We start from the raw sequence: 19,180 nt of genomic DNA on the forward strand, positions 1-19,180 counted from the left end.
CCGCATTTCGCGGCAGCCTAGGATACCGGAAAGTTTTGAAGCGCCGCTATGCCGCTTTTCCTTGAAGCGTCTTTCCGCTGCTGCCGATTTTGATTTGGCGAGGTTTGCTCTCAGCCTTCTTGGCGAATTTGATGTTGAGCACGCCATCATCGTAATTGGCGTTGCAGGTGTTGGGATCGACTGACTGCGGCAGGGTGAAGGAACGTGTGAAGCTGCCGTATCGGCGTTCGATACGGTGGAAGTTTTCTTCTTTCTCATTCTTCTCGAATTTGCGTTCGCCGCTGACTGTTAGAACGTTGTTGTCGATGTTTACGTCAATATCTTTTTCGTTTATGCCGGGGACTTCGAACTTCAGCGAAAGATTGTTTTCGTCTTCATATACGTCAACTGGCGGTGCGAAAGCCGAATTATGCAAAGATTCATCGGACCGGCCCCAGTCGCCATACATGTCTTGAAACAGTCGATTCATGCGACTCTGCAGTGAATAGAGGTCTGACGATGGATTCCAACGCGTAATCGCCATAGTGAATTTTCCTCCTTGCTTCCGAGATGAAATAAAGATTCGCGGACGGAACACTCAACCGAAGCGTGGAAGCGCGGCAGCGGTGGAGTGTCGCCGCATGACTACAGTGCTAATTAGCATCGATGATGGTTGGCAATCGACGGATGCTAGCCCAGACAATCGCACGGAGTGGCACTCATTGCAATGCGATGGTTTCGCAGCAATCTTCGATATTGAACGATCTCTGTCTCGCAGCAACCATTTCTACTTCTTCGTTCTCTGACCAGAAGTACTGCAATCTGGTTGTCGAGGCTGCAAGTGCCTGGACAGAATCATTCCGAAAAATCTGCGGTCGCCCTTCTCCTCACCTTTGCTGCAGGGTGTGTGGACATCGTCGGCTATCTTTCCGCCTACCACACGTTCACCGCACACATGACCGGCAACACGGTTCACCTTGGTAATTCGCTGTTCGGCGGAGATGCTAAGGAAGCTGGACTCGCCGGCTTGGTGCTGATCGCGTTTGTGGGAGGATCTCTCGCAGGACGTGCCCTGATTGAGGTAGGCGCGCGCAATCGGATTCGCGCCATTGCTTCGTGGACTCTGGGCATCGAAGCCGCGTTGCTCGCGATCGTCGCTTCGGGAGAACTCGGCGGACTCAAATCAGAAGTGGCGGTGCACTATCCGAAGACTGCGCTCGGGTTGCTCGCCCTTGCCATGGGGCTGCAGACGGCAACCATCACTCGCGTTGGGGCTCTGACCGTGCACACTACGTTTGTTACGGGCATGATCAACAAGTTTTGCCAGCTCGTCTCACAGGTGATCTTCGACGCCTTCGACGCTGTGTCGGGAAAGACGAATCCCGCAGTTGCTGAACGGCTGCACCATCGGCATCAGACCGTCCGCAAAGCTTGGTTTATATTTGCAATCTGGTGCACTTACACGGTGGGTGCGGTCGCTGGCACGGGGCTGGAATCGAAATGGGAATTGCAATCGCTCTTTATTCCTGTTGCACTGCTGTGCATCGCAATCATCGCTGATCAGTTTCTTCCGCTAGCGGTAGAAGAAGAAAAAGACCAGTCCGAGCGCTGAATCCGGCTGCTTCGCCCGTCGGGCTACCGGGTTTGAGGACAGGCAGTCATCTGGTTTGACGCTGTGTGCCGGTAGCCGACAAGCTACTCAAACTATGCGATCCTGCGCGTTTCACCCACTTCAGAGCGATCCACTGCTTTCAGATCTCTCTTCGGCACTCCTTGGCGTCCGCCGGCTGTGGCTGCGATGAGTCCCAGGATTAGGGCTACGAACAACCAATAACCACCGACTGCGAGCACATCAGCAACTCTCCCCGCGCCGACGGCGCCGGGATTCGCGTTGCCCGATACGGTGCCGGTGAGCACCATGCTGGTGATCAGAACCGAGCTGAAAACCGCCATACCGAAGGTCACAAAGCCGTGATACATGCCGATGTGCGGGATTGATGTCCGGCTCAGAACCGCGGCTGCGCGTCCGCCAAAGTACAGAGCGATGATCGAGAGCACAACGGCCCAGATGCCGATGCCGGTGCTGATTCCCCCTGTGACGGCATTGCCGTTCGCCGGAGTAGTTGCGGAAGCGAAGATCGCCATACCCAGAATTCCGAACGTCGCTTCAATTGCAAGGAATACGAAAGTACCGCCGAAGATCGCTGACCAGGAAAGCCCGCGGTCGCGATCCACTACCACTGGATAACTTGACATTGCATTCCACCTCTCAGGAACACACCCCGAGCGCTCGGCCCAGAAATGCGTCCCAACCTCGAAATTTTGTTGGATTTGTATCCATTTAGTGCGGTGCAAGCAAGAGAGTGATGGTTGCAATTTGGGATGGTTGTAACGGCAATGGGACCTGCTGGTACGCGTAGATGAATATCGGAGTATTCCAGCAATGGTTTCCGGCGGTACGGTCAACCTCTCCGCCTCTGCTGATATCTAGGTGAGGGTGGAGCTAACTTCTCGTCTTCACTCGCGCAAGTTTCCCAAAATTCTCGCTACACGGTTCCAAGTCACCGCACTAATCTGGAGAAGCAAATGGCAATGACGATCTCAGATGCCGTCGTACACACGCTCATTGATTGGGGCGTGGAAGTTGTCTTTGGTCTGCCCGGAGATGGAATCAACGGCTTCATGGAAGCTCTGCGCAAGGCGCAGGGAAGAATTCGCTATGTGCACATGAGGCACGAAGAAGCAGCAGCTATGGCGGCCTGCGGATATGCAAAGTTCTCGGGCAAGCTGGGTGTCTGCTTCTCAACTGCTGCCCCGGGTGCCATTCACATGCTGAATGGGCTCTACGACGCGAAGATCGATCAGGCTCCGGTACTCGCGATTACCGGTATGACCTACCACGACCTGATCGGTACGCACTACTTGCAAGACATGAATCAGGATTATCTCTTCCAGGATGTTGCCATCTACAACCAGCGGATCATGGGACCGGCGCATGTGGAGAACGTGGTGAATCTGGCGTGTCGCGCGGCATTGAGCCATCGTGGTGTGTCGCACATCTGCATTCCGATTGATTACCAGATTGCGACCATGTCAGAGCAGAAGCGCTCGCATCGCAATCTGCCCGGGCATGAGTCAGATGCGTTTACGATTCCACGACGCATTCCCGAACGCGCGCAGATCGAAAAAGCCGCGGCGGTATTCAAGAATAAGAAGAAGATCGCCATTCTCGCCGGAGCCGGCGCACGTGGTGCGCGCGAGGAGTTGGAACAGACGGCTGAGCGTCTCGGGGCGCCGGTTGTGAAAGCACTACTCGGAAAAGACTGTCTGCCGGACGACAGTCCCTATTGCGTCGGTGGGACGGGAGTAGTAGGTACCCGACCTTCATGGAACGCATTTAAGGAATGCGATGCGTTGCTGATCGTCGGCAGCTCTTTCCCTTATATCGAGTTCCTTCCCAAGCCGGGACAAGCTGTTGGTGTTCAGATCGATGACAAGCCTGAGCGTATTGGACTGCGTTATCCAGTGAACGTGGGGCTCGTCGGCGATGCGAAAGCTACTTTGCGCGAGCTGCTGGCATTTCTGCCGCGTAACAAAGATCGCGGCTTCCTCAAGCAAGCACAAAAGGAAGCGCGCGAATGGTGGGCGCTCATGGAAGAGCGCGGCACTCGTCGTGACAAGCCGATGAAGCCGCAGGTCATCACTTGGAATCTCTCGAAGATGCTTAAGGACGACGCGATTGTGTGCGGCGATTCAGGCACCGTCACCACTTGGATCGCGCGCATGATGCTGCGCAAAAACCAGAAGTTTTCCTTCAGCGGCACGCTATGCAGTATGGCTGCGGGCCTGCCTTATGCAATCGGAGCACAAGTCGCGTTTCCGCGCAGGCAGGTGGTTGCGTTTACCGGCGACGGCTCTCTCAGCATGATGATGGGAGATCTGGCTACGCTCGTTCAGCACAAGCTGCCGATAAAGCTGATCGTGGTCAAGAACAACACGCTAGGGCTAATTAAGTGGGAGCAAATGATCTTTCTCGGAAATCCGGAGTACGGCGTGGAGCTTGCGCCAATTGACTTTGTAAAAGTAGCCGAAGCCTGCGGACTGAAAGCTGTTTACATCGAGGAGCCGAAAAACTGCCACGATCAACTCAAACAAGCATTGAACATGGATGGACCCGTGGTGATTGAGTGTGTCGTCGATCCGCATGAACCGCCTTTGCCGCCGGTCATTACGAAACGTCAGACCAAGCATCTGGCAGAAGCGCTTGCACGCGGCGACCGCAATCGTGTGCCGATCGGCCTCACCATCGGACGAGACATGCTCGACGAAGCTACCTTCGAAGCGAGTCCGTATGGAGCGGGAGCGCGCGTGCTCGGAATCGATCACGAAAAGGAAGGTCAAGAGGAGCTGGAGCTTTCGAGAAAGGGCGGGCGCAATGGCGACACTGGTAAACATAAAGCCTAATCCACGCGTCAGCGCCGATGATTGGTCCAAGGAGGCGCATGCGCTCGAATCCGAGCTGAGGAAGAAGATCGCAGGTGAAGTGCGCTTTGACATCGGCAGTCGCGCTCTCTACGCCTCTGACCTCTCGATTTATCGTCAGGTGCCGATTGGCGTAGTGATCCCGAAGCAGATGGAGGATGTGTTCGAAACCGTCGAAGCTTGCCGACGGCGTGACGTTCCCATCCTGGCACGAGGATGCGGAACCAGCCTGGCAGGCCAAACCTGCAATGTCGCTGTCGTGATCGACTTTTCCAAGTATCTCAATCAGCTTCTCGAGCTCGATCCGTATCGCTGCTACGCGCGTGTGCAGCCTGGCATCATCTGTGACCAGCTTCGCCATGCGGCCGAGCGATTTCACCTCACCTTCGGTCCCGATCCTGCGACTCACAAGTACTGCACGCTGGGCGGAATGCTTGGTAACAATTCCTGCGGCGCACACTCGGTGATGGCGGGCAAAACCGTCGACAACGTGGAAGAGCTGGAGATCCTCACTTACGACGGCCTTCATCTGACGGTGGGTAAAACCAGCGAATTCGAATTAGCCCGCAAAATGCGCGATGCGGGCAGGACAGGAGAGATTTACAAATCGTTGAAAAAGCTGCGGGACCGTTATGGGAAAGAGATTCGCGACCGGTATCCACAGATTCCGCGTCGTGTCTCTGGCTATAACCTTGATGAGCTCCTTCCCGAAAACGAATTCCATGTCGCTCGCTCGCTGATTGGGTCTGAGAGCACCTGTGCATTGATCCTTTCGGCAAAGCTGAAGCTCGTGCCCAGTCCTGCAAAACGAGCGCTGCTGGTAATCGCCTATCCCGACATGTTCACGGCCGCCGATCATGCCGCCGATTTGCGCGCGTTGAACCCTATCGCGCTTGAGGCTTTCCAAAAGCACGTCATCGAAAACATGCACCGAAAAGGGAAGCCGGTCGGCGGAGTCGACCTACTCCCCAAAGGAGACACCTGGGTTCTGGTCGAGTTCGGAGCTGAAACCGAAGCCGAAGCGGCAGCCGAAGCCGAGCACGCGAAGCGCAAAGTCGAGCGCAGTATGAGTGGGCACCTGGAAATGAAGGTGTTCTCTGATGCCGGTGATCAACAGTCGATCTGGCAAACGCGTGAAGATGGCGTCGGCGCGAGCCGTGTTCCCGGCGAAGAAGACGCATGGCCTTCATGGGAAGACACGGCAGTAGCTCCGGAGAAGTTGGGAAATTACCTGCGTGATTTCTACAAGATTGTCGACAGGCACGGTTACAAAATGACGATCTTCGGTCACTTCGGCGATGGCTGCATGCACACTCGTCTTACCTTCAACCTGAAGACTGCAGCAGGTGTGCGCAATTTTCGCAGCTTCATGGAAGAGGCGACCGATCTCGTCGTCAGCTATGGAGGTTCGCTCTCGGGCGAGCACGGCGACGGCCAGGCGAAAGGCGAGTTGCTGCCGAAGATGTTTGGGTCGGAGCTGATGCAGGCGTTTCGCGAGTTTAAGTCAATCTGGGACCCGCATTGGCGAATGAATCCGGGCAAGGTGGTCGATGCATATCCGTTGGATTCGAATTTACGCGCGGGTCCGGACTATCGGCCTCAGCCGGTCTTCACGCATTTTAAATTTCCCGAAGATCACGGCAGCTTCGCCGAAGCGACGGAACGCTGCTTCGGAGTAGGAAAGTGCCGATCTCTCGACAGCGGCACCATGTGTCCCAGTTTTCGCGCTACTCGCGAAGAGAAACATACGACGCGCGGCCGCGCCCGCCTGCTGTTCGAAATGCTGCGCGGCGATTCCATTCAGGAAGGTTGGCAGGATGCGCATGTGAAAGAGGCGCTCGATCTGTGTCTTTCGTGTAAAGGGTGCAAAGGTGATTGTCCGGTATCAGTCGATGTCGCGACTTACAAAGCTGAATTTCTGTCGCATTACTACGAATCGAAGCCTCGCCCCCGGACTGCGTATGCTTTGGGGCTCATCAATGAATGGGCGCAACTCGCATCCTTGATGCCTGGTGCCTTCAACATCATCACGCAAACCCCTGCATTGGCCGAAATCGCCAAGAAAGCGGCGGAAATTTCTCCGCATCGATCGCTGCCGCCGATTGCTCCCACGACATTTCGTGCGTGGTTTCAAAAGCGGAAATCGCGCAAACGCGATCACCGGGCTGATACACGGCAGAAAGTGCTGTTGTGGGCCGATACATTCAATAACTACTTCCACCCAGATATCGCGCACGCTGCAGTTGAAGTATTGGAATCGGCGGGGTTCGACCTCATCGTTCCTGAAAAGCCACTCTGCTGTGGTCGTCCGTTGTTCGATTTTGGAATGCTCGATCGCGCGAAGAGCTACCTGCAGAAGGTCTTGAGCAACTTACGCCAGGACCTCACCTCCGGGGTTCCCATTGTGGTCCTCGAGCCCAGTTGCGCCGCAGTCTTTCGTGATGAGCTCTGTAATCTCATGCCTGCGGACGAAGATGCAGCGCGCATGAAGAGCCAGACATTTCTGCTAAGCGAGTTCCTGCAGAAGAAGGCTCCGGATTTCCAAATTCCCAAACTCGAGCGCCGAGCGATTGTTCACGGACACTGTCATCACAAAGCGATCATGCAGATGGACGATGAGATTGCGCTGCTCAAGCGGCTCGGCCTGGATTTCGAAGTACTCGATGACGGCTGCTGCGGAATGGCGGGCTCATTCGGTTTCGAAGAGGAGAAGTACGACGTCTCCATTCGCTGCGCCGAACATGGCCTACTCCCAGCGATCCGAAAAGCCGAAAGTGACGCGTTCATCATCGCCAACGGCTTCAGTTGTCAGGAGCAGATTCGCCAACTCACGAATCGTGAGGCTCTGCACATCGCTCAAGTGATTCAGCTTGCGCTGCACAACGGCCGAGGTCTAAACGGAGATCCTCCGGAGCAGAGCATGGTTGAGCGGCGCGAGAAGGAAGTGAAAGCGTCGATGTTGAAGACGAGCAGCGCGCTCGTAAGCGCCGGGCTCGCAGCGGCAGCACTGTGGTATGCGGCGGTTAAACGGAACTCGAATGGTACGGAGGCCGCAGCTCAGCAGAACTGAGAACAACGTCAGGTTGTCCGAGACTGCATCTCATTCTGATAACGTTAAAACAGTCTCAACTCCGAATGCCGTTTCGACTTCCCGGAACCAACCCCGAAGATTGTCCGCCGGATGACGTGCGTTGCGCTCATCTTGCAGGCTTGCGAGCAGTAGCCTCGCTCGAAGCGCTCAAAGGAATTCTCGCAATCGGTGCTGGAATCGGACTGTTCACTCTGCTTCACAAAGATCTCGGAGATATTGCTGAAAATATTGTCGAGGCGCTGCACCTCAATCCTGCACATCGCATTGCGCAGGCGTTTATCAATGCTGCCGATCGCATGAGCGATACGCGCATCGTCACTCTTGCGTTTGTGGCGTTCGGATATGCGGTGATTCGCTTCATCGAAGCTTACGGTCTATGGAACGCGCGTGCCTGGGCGGAGTGGTTCGCGATCATCTCAGGAGCTGCTTATCTACCGTGGGAGATTCTTGAAGTGGTGAAGCATCCTCATCATGTGATCCGCTGGATTGTGCTGCTCATCAACATCGTTGTAGTGCTTTACATGGTCTATGTGCGGTGGGACACGTTGAAGGAAGGGAAGAGGGAACACGTGGCAGGGAACAGGGCGAAGCATGGTGCGCTTGGATAATCGGTTTTTCCCGCGTTTGCCTATCACCTGTTCCCTGTAACCTGTCCCCTGCTTTTAAGGTACCGGCGTGTTCCGATCCACGCGCAAACGCAATCCGCATTCCGCGGGAAGATTTACCTGCTTGCCTGTCGTCGCCAGAACGTAACCGCCTCCCGCAAGATTGCCAACGGCCAATCCCTTCAGCGGTGGACCAAAAGCTCCAGTAAGGCCGGCATTTGTGCCCATGGCTGGGGCCGTGTTTTCTGCGCGTGCGGCTGGTTTGGTTCTATGAACCGAAATCAGGGTCGCATCGATGGGAACGTCTGTTCCGTTCGGTAGTTGAATGTCGGTGAAGCGGAGGTTCAGGTGGCCCATGTCTTTAATGGCATCGTCCAGCTTTTCATTATCGGAATCGCTGACCTGCCCGTTCAGCTTTGCGCCTGTTGGGATAATCACATTCCCGATGGCGCCGCGCACCGGAGCACTGATCGTTGCCGTGAAACGATCGCCCACTTTGGAAGTCTTCGTCGAGAGCGGAGTATCCAGAGTCGCGCGAAATTCCGTGCCTGCTTTCAGGATCTGAGGTTGAGAGTTTTCGGTCGTCGAAGTCGGAATTGAGTCGGACTGTGGCTTGGCCGACGGCACTGGAGCCGGCGCTTTCGTATCCGGAGGCATTTCCTTCTGTGGCTGTTCCGGCGATTGCGATGCGGCAGCAGGGGGCGGCGGCGTGGTTGCTGTGCTTTGATTCGGGGCAGTTTGCTGAGCAGTTTGGGAAATACCCAGAGCAGAAGAAAGTAATGCGACAGCAGCTATGAAGAAAGCACGACGTAACAACATAAGATTAGGGCCTCAGCAACTTAGAGCGGAATTGCTGAAGCCCAGGTTGGCTTGCTCACAGTCCGTCGCCTACCGAATGAGATTGGACGTTTGCTGAACCGCAGGTAAGAGCCGAACGGCTCCGCGATTGGCATAATCCAACACGTTGCCCGGCTTTACTCCAAGCCAGACCGTGACGATAGCCGCGACAACGAGTGCAGTGGTCAGCCCAGGCGCTGCCTTCAATCGCAAAGTTTCTTCGCCGGCTTGCGGTTCATACATGTACATGACAACTACGAGCCGTAGGTAATAGTAAGCGGCAACCGCGCTATTCACCAAGCCGATGATTGTGAGCCACACCAGATTGCTCTTGAGAGCGGCATTGAAGACGTAGAACTTGGCGAAGAAGCCTCCCGTTGCGGGAATCCCAATCAGGGAAAGTAGGAAGATGGTTAAAGTTATCGCGAGCACTGGAGACCGCTTCCCCAACCCTGCATAGTCTTCAATGTTTACGTATTGCTCGCCGCTGCGTGCGAAGTGAGATACGACTGCGAAGGCGCCCACGTTCATCGCAGCGTAGGAAGCGGCATAGAAGATGGCAGCCGTGATGCCGACGTCGCGCGCATTGGGAGCGATCACGGCGGCGAACGCGACCAGCAAATATCCGGCGTGAGCGATCGACGAATACGCCAGCATGCGTTTCACGTTCGTCTGCAATAATGCGCCCAGATTGCCCAGCGTCATCGAGAGCGCGGCGGAGATCCATACCAGCCAAAACCACGCATTGCCGGTTCCGATTGCAGCTCCAAAGAGAATGCGGAGCAGCACCGCGAAAGCCGCGGCTTTCGGCCCCGTGGACATGAGTGCCACAACGGGAGCCGGCGCACCTTCATATACATCGGGAGTCCAGATATGAAACGGCGCCGAAGCGACTTTAAAACCAATGCCCACGAATATAAGCGCAACAGCCACATAAGCGAGCCCATGGCTTATCGGCACATTCATGCCTGGAACGAGTGAGGCGCCGGATGGCTGCAGAGCCGAGGCGATATCGTAGATCTTGGTCGATCCCGTTGCACCGAACATCAGTGCAACACCGTACAGAAAGAATGCCGTCGCGAACGAGCCCAGCAGAAAGTACTTGATCGATGACTCGGTGCTGGTCGCGTAGCGTCGGCGGAAGCCGGCAAGCACATAGGTTGCAATGGAAGAGATTTCCAGCGCAATGAAGATCAGCACCAGCTCCACTGCCGACGACATCAGCACCATGCCGACCGTTCCAAAAAGGATCAGCGCGTAGTACTCCCCACCGCGAATCTGCTGCGTTTCGAGATATTCAAATGACGCGAGGATCACGACCGCCGAGATCGCGCAAATCAGCACGTGAAAGAAGACGCTGAATTCATCGACACGAATCATCCCGAACCATCCCAATCCGGGATAGTTGGCCTGGTACAGCGAAGCGGCAATCGCGACCAGCGTGCCGATAAAGGAAAAGACGCCGAGGGCCTTACGGCTGGAGCGCTCCGGCAGGAGCGGCTCGACGAACATGACAACAATGCCCCAGACGCTCAACACGAGCTCAGGAAGAATGCGGACGTAACTCAGATCAGGATTGGGCGTCATTTATCTGCCTTGCTCACCGGGAGCAGGTGCGCGAGTAATGTCGAGTGCTGAGGATTGGACGTTACGATCCACGCTGTCGGCCGCAGCGACTGCTGAACCGATGGATCGATCATGCGAATCCAGAGCGGGGAAGCCACGCCCATGATGATCGCCATCGCGACCATCGGAATCAGGCTGATGCGCTCGCGTCCGTCGGCATCAGGCAGCGAGGCGTTGACCGGCTGCTTCACCTCTCCGTAGAACGTTCGCTGATACAGCCACAGCAGATAGCCTGCGCTCCAGATCACTCCCGTAGTGCCGATGATTCCGTACCACTGCCACGCGCTGAACGCGCCGCTGAGGATCAGGAACTCGCCGACAAATCCGTTCAGCAGCGGCAGTCCGACTGAAGAGAGCGTGATCATCAGGAACAGCGTCGAGTAAACCGGCATCGGTGAAGCCAGTCCGCCGTATTCTTTGATCTCGTAAGTGTGGCGACGTTCATGCAGCATGCCCAGCAGCATGAACAGTGCGCCGGTCGAGATGCCGTGATTCAGCATCTGGTAAACAGCGCCATCGACGCCGATCTGCGTGAAGGTGAAAACGCCGAGCACACAGAACCCAAGGTGGCTCACAGAGGAGTACGCTACCAGTTTCTTCATGTTCGGCTGGACGAGCGCGACTAATGCCCCGTAAACAATTCCAATCAGCGCCAATGCGTTGATCCAGGGTGCATGCTCGTGCGCCTGAGCAGGAAAGAGCGTCGCGTTGAAGCGCAGCAATCCATACACGCCCATCTTCAGCAACACGCCAGCCAGCAGCACCGACCCCGCAGTCGGAGCTTCGACGTGCGCATCGGGCAGCCACGTGTGGAATGGGAACAGAGGCACCTTCACCGCAAACGCGATGAAGAATCCGAAGAACAGAAGCTCGGCAGCATGATTGAATCCTGGAATCGATCCGCTTTGGATTGCGCTCTGAATCTTCACGTAATCAAAGCTTCCAAGCTGCACGTAAAACCATATGATCGCTGCCAGCATGAACACCGATGCGACCATCGTGTACAGGAAGAACTTCACAGCAGCATAGACCCGGCGCTCGTGGCCATACATGCCGATCATCAGCGCCATCGGAATCAGCGTGGCCTCCCAGAAGACGTAGAAGAGGAACAGATCGAGCGCGACGAAGACGCCGATCATCGCCGTCTCCAGGATCAGCATGATGACGAAGAATTCCTTCACCGCGCCGTGGATCGACTTCCACGAAATCAGGACGCAGAACGGCGTAAGAAAAGTCGTAAGCAGCACGAGCCACACCGAGATGCCGTCCACGCCGAGGTGATAGTGAATGTTCGGATGCGCAATCCACTCCGCGTCGATGACGAACTGGAATCCCGCCGCACCGCTCGACCAATGCACCGGTAGATGCAGCGAGAAAATAAACGCAACGATGGAAACAATGAGCGCAGTCCATTTAATGACGCGATCGTTGCGCGGGAAGAGCGCGATCAGGATCGCTCCCGCGAAGGGCACAAACGTAATCAGCGTGAGAATCCAGGTGTTCATGCGCGCAGCCCCATCCAGATCATGAACGCCGTTACGCAGGCTGCACCAAGGGCAACCCATCCAGCGTAGGAGCGAATGCTGCCCGATTGCATTCGCCGAGTTACCCGCGAAAGTCCCTTCGAGGTCGTGCCAGCGCCGTTCACAATTGCGTCGATCACGCCGACATCAATGCCTCGCCACAGCACGCTGCGAGAGCCATTCACGATGGGGTTGATCAACGTAGCGTAGTACGCCTCATCCACCCAGTATTTGTTCCAGAGAGTGCGATAAGCACCGCGCAAGCTGGTTGCGATTCGGTCTGGAAGTTCGGGCCGGCGATAGTAGAGAAACCAGGCGAGCAACAATCCAAGAACCGCCACGCCCACCGACGCTCCTGCCAGCCCGAGCTCAAGGCTCTTTTCCGATTCGGGATTTTCGGACTGTTGCGGCTCATTGGGGAAGTTCTCGGCAGCGCGCGCAGGCTCGGAACTGGTGTGAAAGACCGGCGTGAGGAATTGATCAAACTTGTTGTGTCCGCCGAGCGATTCGGGAATTCCTACCCAGCCCATCACGAAAGAGCCAATCGCGAGAACAACGAGCGGGCCAAGCATAATCCACGGGCTCTCGTGAACGTGGCCACCGTGTCCGCCATGCCCACCAGCATGTGCCGACTGCACGCCCGAATGATGTCCAATATCGGCAGGCGCTGAACCAGGCGCATGCACGCCACCGGTTGGCTCTTCGTGCTCGTTGTGGACCGGTTGGCGCCGCTCACCGAAGAACGTCATGAACCAGAGCCGGAACATGTAGAACGAGGTCATGCCAGCGGTGATCCAGCCGATCAGCCAGAAGATCCAGCTTCCGTGTGTCTTGTCCGAAAAAGTCTTCCAGAGAATTTCATCTTTCGAGAAAAAGCCGCTGAGCGGCGGAAACCCGGCGATTGCGAAAGTGGCGATCGTCATCGTCCAGAAAGTCCATGGGATCAGCTTGCGCAATCCACCCATGTAGCGCATATCCTGCTCACCGCTGAGCGCGTGAATGACGGATCCGGCAGCCAGGAAGAGCAGCGCTTTGAAGAACGCGTGCGTCATCAGGTGGAAGATTCCAGCGGAGAACGCAGCCACGCCGCAGGCCATGAACATGTATCCGAGCTGCGAAACGGTGGAATAGGCAAGAACGCGCTTGATGTCGGTCTGCACGATTCCAATGCTGGCGGCAAAGATTGCGGTCAGCGCTCCGATGATGGCGACAACGCGCAGGGCAAGAGGTGCGTGCAGGAACAGAACGTTAGATCGGGCAATCATGTAAATGCCCGCCGTGACCATGGTGGCTGCGTGGATCAGTGCCGAAACGGGAGTTGGACCTTCCATCGCGTCCGGCAGCCATACGTACAGAGGAATCTGTGCCGACTTTCCAGCCGCGCCGAACATCATTAACAGCGCCGTTGCGGTGAGGAATCCGACGCCGGCTTCCACTGGCAGCGGCGAAATCGCTTTGAACACTTTGTCGTAATCGAGCGTGCCGAAGTGCTGAATCAGCAGGAACATTCCGAGAAGGAACGCAAAGTCGCCGACACGATTCGTAATGAATGCTTTCTTTCCCGCCTGCGCGGCCGAGTCCTTAAGGAAGAAGAAGCCAATCAGCAAGTACGACGCGAGGCCCACACCCTCCCATCCGACGAACATCAGCAGGTAGCTGTTCGCCAGAACCAGCGTGAGCATGAAGAACATGAACAAATTCAGATAAGAGAAGAAGCGGTAGTATCCGCCTTCTTCCGCCATGTACCCGACCGAATAGATGTGGATCAGGAAGCCGACACCAGTGACAATCAGCAGCATCGTCACAGAAAGCTGGTCGAGATAGAAGCCGTAATCGACGCGGAAGGTTTGCCCGATTTCGATCCAGGGAAAGAGCCGCTCGATATGGGGAAGTGCCGCCTGCGGAATCGCCGAGAACTGGGTCACCACCCAGATCGCCCAGCCAAGCGCGGCGCCGGGAAAGATCAGCGCGACAGCAGCCACGAGGCTGCGCGGAAAGCGCTTGCCAAAGATGCCGTTAATGGCCGAACCGATCAGGGGCAGAATCGGGATGAGCCACAGGTTCAAATTGGGACTCGAGGTCATAGTTTGAGCAGGTTTACCTGATCCACGTTGAGAGTTTCACGCGTGCGGAAGACGGCAAGCACAATCGCCAGTCCGACTGCCGCCTCGGCTGCGGCAACCACCATGACGAAGAAGACAAAGACTTGTCCGCTCACCTGATGCCAGCGGCTGGCGAAGGCGATGAACGTGAGGTTCACGGCGTTCAGCATCAGCTCGATCGACATGAAGATGGTGATGATGTTGCGCTTGATAAGAAATGCCGCTACGCCGATGGCAAACAGAATCGCGCCGAGAATCACGTACCAGGAGAGCGGAATCATTGGCGCTCCCTTCGGGCGAGGACAACTGCGCCCATAATGGCAATCAAAACCAGAACGGATGTCACTTCAAACGGCAGCAGGAACTCGCGGAACAAGGCGATGCCCAGCTGCTGCGTCGGAACGTAAAAGTCGCCGATGCTTACGCGTCCAAGCTGTGAGCGTGCTGCCGAAACCGTCCAGCAGATCAGGATGAAGAACGCGATCAGGCCCGGCACGCCAAGCGCAAGCGCGACTTTGTTGCCGCGCGTCTTTTCTTCTTCACCGGCATTGAGCAGCATGATGACGAAGACGAACAGCACCATGACAGCACCGGCATAGACGATCACCTGGACCGCGGCGACGAACTCCGCGCCGAGCAAAAGGAAGAGCAGGGCGAGCGATCCCATGACGACGATCAGCGAGAGTGCGCTGTTCACGGGATGGCGCTGCAGAAGGAAATTCAGCGCTCCCGCTACACAAATCACTGCGAAGATGATGAACAAGACTAGGTGGAACATTTAAGGAACCTGGCGCAGAGGAAGCCGCGCCTCAACAGCTAAGACTTCAATGCCAATACCAAACTGGTAACAACGATATTCGCAATTGCCAAAGGAAGTAAGAACTTCCAGCCAAACGACATCAATTGATCGTAGCGGAAACGCGGCAGCGTGCCGCGAATCCAGATATATAAGAAGATAAAGAAGAATACCTTTACAAAGAACCAGAACAGCGGCGAAATCATCAGCCAGATTCCCGGCGCGGCAATGTTCAGGCCATCGAATGGGCTATGCCAGCCGCCAAAGAAAAGCAGTGTTGCCAGACAGGCGACCGTGACCATATTGCAGTACTCAGCCATGAAGAACATCGCGAACTTCATGGCGCTGTACTCGGTGTGGTAGCCGGCAACGAGTTCGGTTTCCGCTTCGGGAAGATCGAAAGGAATGCGGTTGGTCTCAGCGTAGGCTGCCATGATGTAAATAAAGAACGCGACGAACTGGAATCCGCCAAAGAAATGCCAGTTCACAATTGAGCCGGCCTGTGAATCGACGATCTGCCGCAGGCTAAGGCTGCCGGAAAGAATCAGCACTCCGACCAGCGACAAGCCAAGCGCCAGCTCATAGCTGATCAATTGCGCGCTTGCCCGTAGCGATCCGAGAAGCGAATACTTCGAGTTCGACGACCATCCGGAGAGCGCCACGCCATAGACGCCGATCGAAGTGATGCCGAGGATGATCAGCAAACCAATATTAATGTCCTGAATGCCCGCGCCGTTCCAGAACGCCGTCGTCTGAAGCGGAATGTGATAGCCGCCCAGGTCCCACGCTCCACCGAATGGAATGATGGAGATGGAAATCAGCGACAGAATCAGCGCGATCATGGGCGCCGCGATGTACAGCGGTTTATAGACGGAGTCGGGAACGACGTCTTCTTTGAGGATAAATTTGATGCCATCCGCCAAGGGTTGCAGCAGACCAAACGGACCAACGCGCGTCGGTCCCCAACGGTTCTGCATGCGCGCGATCACTTTGCGCTCCATCAGGACGATGTAAGCGACAGCGGTGAGCAGCAGCCAGAGCAGGATCGCGAGCTTAATGACGGCGAAAATGATGTAGTGTGTCAGGTCCAAGTCGTTTTAAGTCCGTTCAACAGCGAGAAGAGCGAACACGAAGGTCACGAAGTACAAATCAAGGTCACAGAGTTCTAATCCGCCGGAATCTCGGCTTCCGCCGGGGTTCTCCGGTTCTCGATCACCGAGTTCAGCGTATTCGAATAGCGTCCAAGCGTACCTGAAGTAAACAGCGAATCGTTTGCCGGCACGATGGTCTCAGGCGACGCGGGCTGCGATATCGAGCTGTGCTCCGGCGCCAGCGTATGTACATCGGCTCCGGCAAACAGGTTCAGCCGCGAGAAATTGTAGCCGGGCACCAGCCGCTGAATTTCGTCGAGCAGCGCTTCCGGATCGAATGGACTCAGCTTCGGCTCCAGGTTGCGAGCAGCGAGCCAGACAGCATGGAGATCGGCTTCGCCCGATTGCGCGCCGCGGCTCTGTCCCATATCGGCACGCATCCCTTTTCCGAAGGGAACAAGCTTGTGAACGTCGGCGCCCATGCGATCGGCGATACGGACGATCAATTCGAAATCCGTGCGTACGCCCGCGAGGTCTCCGGCCTTTTTCAGAAGCTGCAGATCACCGAAGGTATTCGTGTAGCTTCCGGACTTCTCGTAGGCGTTCGCCGCAGGCAGCACAACTTCGGCGGTTGTGGCAGTTTCAGTGAGGAACATGTCCTGCACGACGACAAACGTGTCCTTCAACGCGAAGGGATCGATGTTGTAGCGAGCGACCGGATTCGAGCCGACGATGTAGAGCGCGCCCAGCCTTGCAGATTTCGCTGCGTCAAACATTCCGACAATGTCCATCCCCCGCTGCTGCGGCATCGCCGCACCATATTCCTGAGCGAAAGCTGCACCGTTCGATATTGCCGTGAATCCGGGAAGCAGATCCGGATAAAGCCCCATATCGGCAGCGCCACGGGAATTCGAGTAGTCGCCGAGGCAGATGAACTTTGCGCCTTGTTTTGCGCCCCACTGGACGAGCCGAGTGATGTCATCGCCGCGCAGTTCGGACCCGAAGATGACGATCAGCCCTTGCTCGGCTTTCACCTTGTCCCGGAAGTCGCGCAGCGCATCGCGGCTCAGATTGCCCGATTCGAGCTTGCTGGCAACTCCGTCTTCGCCCCCGAGGTAGCGCACCATCAGGCTCTCGCCACCATCTTCCGGAACTCGAGCATAAGCACGCGCTTGTCGACGCAGTTTGATCTCGCCGGAGTTGACGATGTAAATGCGGTCGTTGTGAATGCGGAGATTCGTTCGCAAATTCCAGGCCAGAAGCGGATGTTGCTCTGTAGGATCGTTGCCGATCAGGAGCACCGCAGGCGCGGTCATCGTCTCGCGCAGTGTCGCCGTGATGTTCTGCTTGCCGGCAACGGCCTTGGCAAACGCCGGATAATCTGCCGTGCGGTGATGGTCGATATTGCTCGTTCCCAGAACGGAACGAGCGAACTTCTGCAGCAGGTAGTTCTCTTCGTTCGTCGTGCGGTTCGAACCGATTACGCCAATGGCTGTGCCGCCTTGACTGTCGCGAATCTGCTTGAAGCGGCTGGCAACGTGATCGATCGCCTGCTCCCATGACACGGGAACCAGTTTGCCGTCGCGGCGAACGAGCGGCTGCGTGATGCGATCATCCGCATTGGCGAAATCGAAGGCGTAGCGGCCTTTAATACAAAGGAAATCGCCATTGATGCCGCTCTTATCGCGGTTGTCACCGCGCACGATCTCCATTCCGCCTTTGGAACGGCGCACGCCGAGAGTGGTCTTGCAGCCATCGCCACAGTGCGTGCAGATGGTGCCGACGTGAGTCATCTCCCAGGGACGAGTCTTGTAGCGATAAGCACCCGAAGTGAGCGCACCGACCGGGCAGATATCGATGCACATGCCACACTCTTCGCACTCGAGATGATCCTGTTTGTTGGGAGCGATCAGCGAAGTGACGCCGCGATTCTGGACGCCGAGCGCCCATACGTCCATGCCTTCGCCGCAGACGCGAACGCAGCGGTAGCAGAGAATGCAGCGCGGGCGGTCGAAATAAACCACCGGCGACCACTGCTGCTCTTCCTTATGTCCCTTTGACTCCATGTACTGGGACTCGGCAGCGCCGTAGCGGAACGTCATGTCTTGCAATTCGCATTCGCCCCCGGCGTCGCAAACCGGACAATCAAGCGGATGGTTGCCTAGCAGAATTTCAACCGTGGCTTTGCGTGCTTGTGCCACTTCGGGACTATCGGTGGTTACGACCATGCCGTCAGTGATCGGGACGGTGCATGCGGTCTGAAGCTTCGGCATCTTCTCGATGCGCACGAGACACATGCGGCAAGCGCCCTGAACCGAGAGTCCGGGGTAGTAGCAGAAGGCAGGGACCTCGATGCCCGCACTCTTGCAGGCCTCAATAAGCAGCGTTCCCGCAGGAGCGGTGACCTTCTTGCCGTCGACTGTGATGGTTACATCGGCCATGAGAGATTTCGTGATTTCGCGATTTGCTTCGCCAACGCTACGGCGCTGACTTGGTTCGGGTCGTATGTTGAATAGCCGCGAAGATTCGGGTTAATTCCTGGGCTTCCTTAGTGATCTTCGCAAGTCTATCTGCATCCATAATTCTGCAATCCTGAATTAGTTCAAGCCAAAAGAGAGACTCGTCTGCTTCTTCCAGCACAACACCAATTTTGGCCAGGAACTCGGCTTTCGATCGGCTCTGCAAACCGCGCGGTAGTTCGCGCCGACAGCAGTACCCGAACGGAGAAGCTGTTTTCCGAGAACCTGTGCTTCGCTGGACTTTGGCAATGCCTGAAAAAGCCTTACAGAGGCAATTGCAAACCGCTTTGTTCGAGCTCTTAACTCCTCCTGCTTAGTGCCCAGAGTCGTCTCCGGCTGTTCAAATCGCGAAATCACGAAATCGCGAAATCACGAAATTTCACACTAGCGCCATCTCTCTCGATGACGCCGTTTCAAACGGACAACTTCTTCCGTCCAGGTGCTCTTCAAACTCTTTTCGCCATTTCTTAATGATCGACATTGTAGGAAACGCAGCCGCGTCGCCTAATGCGCAGAAGGTTCGGCCAGC

15 protein-coding genes are annotated in these 19,180 nt (G+C 56.2%); 4 read left to right on the forward strand and 11 right to left on the reverse strand.

The window, feature by feature from the left end:
* Positions 1-46 precede the first annotated feature (46 nt).
* Entirely contained in the window at positions 47-523 is a 477-nt protein-coding gene (locus tag VFU50_08000) for an Hsp20/alpha crystallin family protein (GenBank protein HEU5232785.1), read from the reverse strand.
* Positions 524-820: 297 nt separating this feature from the next.
* On the opposite strand from VFU50_08000, the gene VFU50_08005 reads away from it, so the two are divergent.
* Positions 821-1,591, forward strand: coding sequence for a YoaK family protein (locus VFU50_08005; protein ID HEU5232786.1), 771 nt, complete (start codon positions 821-823; stop codon positions 1,589-1,591).
* A gap of 92 nt (positions 1,592-1,683) precedes the next feature.
* Here VFU50_08005 and VFU50_08010 read toward each other — a convergent pair whose 3' ends face one another.
* Entirely contained in the window at positions 1,684-2,235 is a 552-nt protein-coding gene (locus VFU50_08010; protein ID HEU5232787.1) for a hypothetical protein, read from the reverse strand.
* A gap of 330 nt (positions 2,236-2,565) precedes the next feature.
* On the opposite strand from VFU50_08010, the gene VFU50_08015 reads away from it, so the two are divergent.
* The 3 genes from VFU50_08015 to VFU50_08025 all read left to right on the forward strand — a co-directional run bounded on the left by VFU50_08015 (position 2,566) and on the right by VFU50_08025 (position 8,160).
* Complete coding sequence (locus VFU50_08015; protein HEU5232788.1) at positions 2,566-4,443, forward strand: thiamine pyrophosphate-dependent enzyme; 1,878 nt, start codon at positions 2,566-2,568, stop codon at positions 4,441-4,443.
* Complete coding sequence (locus VFU50_08020) at positions 4,415-7,531, forward strand: FAD-linked oxidase C-terminal domain-containing protein (protein HEU5232789.1); 3,117 nt, start codon at positions 4,415-4,417, stop codon at positions 7,529-7,531. Before VFU50_08015 ends, VFU50_08020 begins: the two co-directional genes overlap by 29 nt.
* Before the next feature lie 65 nt (positions 7,532-7,596).
* Positions 7,597-8,160, forward strand: a complete 564-nt coding sequence (locus VFU50_08025) for a DUF2127 domain-containing protein (protein HEU5232790.1) — start codon at positions 7,597-7,599, stop codon at positions 8,158-8,160.
* A gap of 54 nt (positions 8,161-8,214) precedes the next feature.
* Here VFU50_08025 and VFU50_08030 read toward each other — a convergent pair whose 3' ends face one another.
* The 9 genes from VFU50_08030 to VFU50_08070 form a co-directional block, all read right to left on the reverse strand.
* Positions 8,215-8,976 carry a hypothetical protein gene (locus tag VFU50_08030; protein ID HEU5232791.1) on the reverse strand — a complete coding sequence of 254 codons (762 nt, stop codon included), beginning with the start codon at positions 8,974-8,976 and terminating at the stop codon, positions 8,215-8,217.
* A gap of 69 nt (positions 8,977-9,045) precedes the next feature.
* Positions 9,046-10,581: an NADH-quinone oxidoreductase subunit N gene (locus tag VFU50_08035; protein ID HEU5232792.1), complete on the reverse strand. Its 1,536-nt coding sequence runs from the start codon at positions 10,579-10,581 to the stop codon at positions 9,046-9,048.
* Positions 10,578-12,125, reverse strand: coding sequence for an NADH-quinone oxidoreductase subunit M (locus VFU50_08040; GenBank protein HEU5232793.1), 1,548 nt, complete (start codon positions 12,123-12,125; stop codon positions 10,578-10,580). The genes VFU50_08035 and VFU50_08040 overlap by 4 nt, the downstream gene beginning before the upstream one ends.
* On the reverse strand, positions 12,122-14,227 hold the full coding sequence (gene nuoL, locus VFU50_08045) for an NADH-quinone oxidoreductase subunit L (protein ID HEU5232794.1): 2,106 nt from the start codon (positions 14,225-14,227) through the stop codon (positions 12,122-12,124). The genes VFU50_08040 and nuoL overlap by 4 nt, the downstream gene beginning before the upstream one ends.
* The gene (nuoK, locus tag VFU50_08050) at positions 14,224-14,526 is read right to left on the reverse strand and encodes an NADH-quinone oxidoreductase subunit NuoK (GenBank protein ID HEU5232795.1); all 303 of its coding nucleotides are present in this window, start codon (positions 14,524-14,526) and stop codon (positions 14,224-14,226) included. Before nuoK ends, nuoL begins: the two co-directional genes overlap by 4 nt.
* Positions 14,523-15,023: an NADH-quinone oxidoreductase subunit J gene (locus VFU50_08055; protein ID HEU5232796.1), complete on the reverse strand. Its 501-nt coding sequence runs from the start codon at positions 15,021-15,023 to the stop codon at positions 14,523-14,525. The genes nuoK and VFU50_08055 overlap by 4 nt, the downstream gene beginning before the upstream one ends.
* A 38-nt stretch (positions 15,024-15,061) precedes the next feature.
* Positions 15,062-16,132, reverse strand: a complete 1,071-nt coding sequence (nuoH, locus tag VFU50_08060) for an NADH-quinone oxidoreductase subunit NuoH (GenBank protein ID HEU5232797.1) — start codon at positions 16,130-16,132, stop codon at positions 15,062-15,064.
* Positions 16,133-16,206: 74 nt separating this feature from the next.
* Positions 16,207-18,573 carry an NADH-quinone oxidoreductase subunit NuoG gene (nuoG, locus tag VFU50_08065; protein HEU5232798.1) on the reverse strand — a complete coding sequence of 789 codons (2,367 nt, stop codon included), beginning with the start codon at positions 18,571-18,573 and terminating at the stop codon, positions 16,207-16,209.
* Positions 18,574-19,030: 457 nt separating this feature from the next.
* Positions 19,031-19,180 (reverse strand): NADH-ubiquinone oxidoreductase-F iron-sulfur binding region domain-containing protein (locus tag VFU50_08070; protein HEU5232799.1); only part of this gene is annotated, 150 nt, incomplete at its 5' end.

Source organism: Terriglobales bacterium, assembly GCA_035764005.1.
In the GTDB taxonomy this organism is placed as follows: domain Bacteria; phylum Acidobacteriota; class Terriglobia; order Terriglobales; family Acidobacteriaceae; genus Gp1-AA112.